The organism is Halanaerobium congolense (assembly GCF_004366375.1).
In the GTDB taxonomy this organism is placed as follows: domain Bacteria; phylum Bacillota; class Halanaerobiia; order Halanaerobiales; family Halanaerobiaceae; genus Halanaerobium; species Halanaerobium congolense.
On sequence record NZ_SOEF01000052.1, the window covers coordinates 8,550 to 10,774 of the forward strand.

Below are 2,225 nucleotides of genomic sequence, written 5' to 3' on the forward strand. Positions count from 1 at the left end.
GCTGCTCCAGATACTAATGGGAAAGAACTTGCTGCAGAGATTAGAAAACAGGTTGAACGCCAGGTCAATGTTGCAGAAAAACTGGCTAAGTTTACTCCAGTGATGGAATTTTTAGAAGAAAACATGGATTCCTTAAGGGAACTATTAGCAGCTTCAGAGGATGGAGAAGACAGTGAGGGAGAGATCCCACATTTCGCAGTACCAGGAACAACCAAAACCAAAAGTGTTTATATGGCTGATAGATTAGCTGAATTAGTTACAGAATTCAGCAAGGTTAGGAACGTGACTCAGAGAGATATTTTCGAAGCTGCAGTTATTGAATATTTACGGAAGTATGGTTACAGAGATGCTGTTGATTCTCTCTTGAGATAAGAAATTCAAAAAAATATGTAGGAAAATAATGAGATATGAAGAAGTAATTAATAAGATTAATTTACATTCAATATATATTAAAGTATAATGTATATATAAGAAGGGTAATTAAACTATGAATAAAAATCAAAAATACAAAATTATAGATGTAAGCAACTGGGAATTAATAGAAGAAGGAAAAGGTTATAGTAATTCTTATTGGCTTCGTGACACAGAATCCCGAAATAGAGCTTTATTTAAAATGCCAAAATATAATGAACATTATGATTGGTATGGTGGAGGTCACTGGGCAGAAAAAATTGTTTCAGAAATAGGGGAAGAATTAAATTTAAAAGTTCCACAAATTGATTTAGCTCTTTATAACAACAGTCATGGTTGTATTAGTTATAGGTTTTTAAATAAGGATGAAATCTTAAAAGAAGGCGTAGACCTAATGAGCTATGAAATCACTGAGGCTAATAGACAAAATTATACTCTAAATAATATTTTGAGTGATCTAAAAGAATATGATTTAATTGAAGAATTTATTGAAATACTGCTATTTGATGGGTTTATTGGTCAAACTGACAGACATGAAGAAAATTGGGGAATAATAGTTTCTGAAAAAAATGATATCACACCCAAATTAGCCCCAATTTATGATAATGCCTCTTCTTTAGCAAGAGAAAGATTACCACATCATGTTGAGAAGCTTCTTAAGGATGAGAACTTTTTTAGATCTTATTTAAGAAAATGTAAATCTTGTATTAGACTAAACGGTAATGAAAAAATCACACAGTATGATATGCTCTACTATTTAAAACAGAGCTATTCTGATATATATAAAGATTTTATTACTAAATTAAAATTACTGAAAGAAGATATTATTCGAGAGATTGTTTTTAAAGTACCTGAAAATTTTATGAGTGAAAACCAAAAGAAATTAGTTCTTAAGATATTAATGGAACGCAGAAGCTGGATGTTAGATTTAGTCGAGAAAGAAGGTGATTGATTATGGTAATTGCTAAACACAAAAATGAGCTTTTAGTTGTCTGGAAGGATCCAGATACCAGAGAAAGAACTGTGATTGGTAGACTGTGGAAAGAAAATGGGTTATTTCATTTTAAATATATTAGAGAAGATGAGAATGAACATGGCAGTATTGAATATGCACTTCAGATGGGATATAAGCCTATCAAGATTTTTGAAGATATTGATCAAGAATATACTTCTGACAAATTATTTGCTCCATTCCTTAATAGATTAAATGGTAAAGATAGAAAAAACAAGCCATTTGAAGCACTTAAAAGAACTGGAGGAAGACTGAGTACAGATACATTAGAATTTATGGAGCCTATTGATGAAGAAAAAAAATGTAGAACAGTTAAATTCAATATTGCAGGTTGGAGACATTATGATGGAGATAAAGCTTTAGAAAGCTTAGAATCTGGACAGGAACTTCATTTAGAAATTGAAGAAGATAATATTTATGATATGCATGCAATTGAAATCTGGACTAAAGATAAAGAGTATAAACTTGGTTATGTTCCAGCTGTTTACAGCAGGTATATTGATAAGCTGGTAGATGATGGAGAATATGATGCTGTAATTGATGAGGTTAACCCGAAAGCTGGGCCTTATCAAATTTTAGAGATTAGCTTTAGAGGTAAGATGGTTAAGCCAAAGGTGGAAGAAACCAAATTTTCTATTGCGTAGGAAATATCAAAATATAATATGAATTAACAAATCCGCTACTTTAATTTGTAGCGGTTATTTTTTGTGTGCTCCGTAAATTATTCTGATAATAGGTGAAAGTCCTATCTATGTTGTGGCATGTATCATGTAGAAGTCAACAATGACAGGGTGTTCACCGT

2 protein-coding genes and 1 pseudogene are annotated in these 2,225 nt (G+C 31.6%); all 3 read left to right on the forward strand.

The window, feature by feature from the left end; genetic code table 11:
* Nucleotides 1–372 (forward strand): annotated as a pseudogene (locus C7954_RS13750) (hypothetical protein); the annotation flags it as partial.
* A gap of 115 nt (nucleotides 373–487) precedes the next feature.
* Nucleotides 488–1,363, forward strand: coding sequence for a HipA domain-containing protein (locus tag C7954_RS12780; protein WP_134060219.1), 876 nt, complete (start codon nucleotides 488–490; stop codon nucleotides 1,361–1,363).
* A gap of 2 nt (nucleotides 1,364–1,365) precedes the next feature.
* Complete coding sequence (locus C7954_RS12785) at nucleotides 1,366–2,067, forward strand: HIRAN domain-containing protein (RefSeq protein ID WP_134060221.1); 702 nt, start codon at nucleotides 1,366–1,368, stop codon at nucleotides 2,065–2,067.
* Nucleotides 2,068–2,225: the final 158 nt, after the last annotated feature.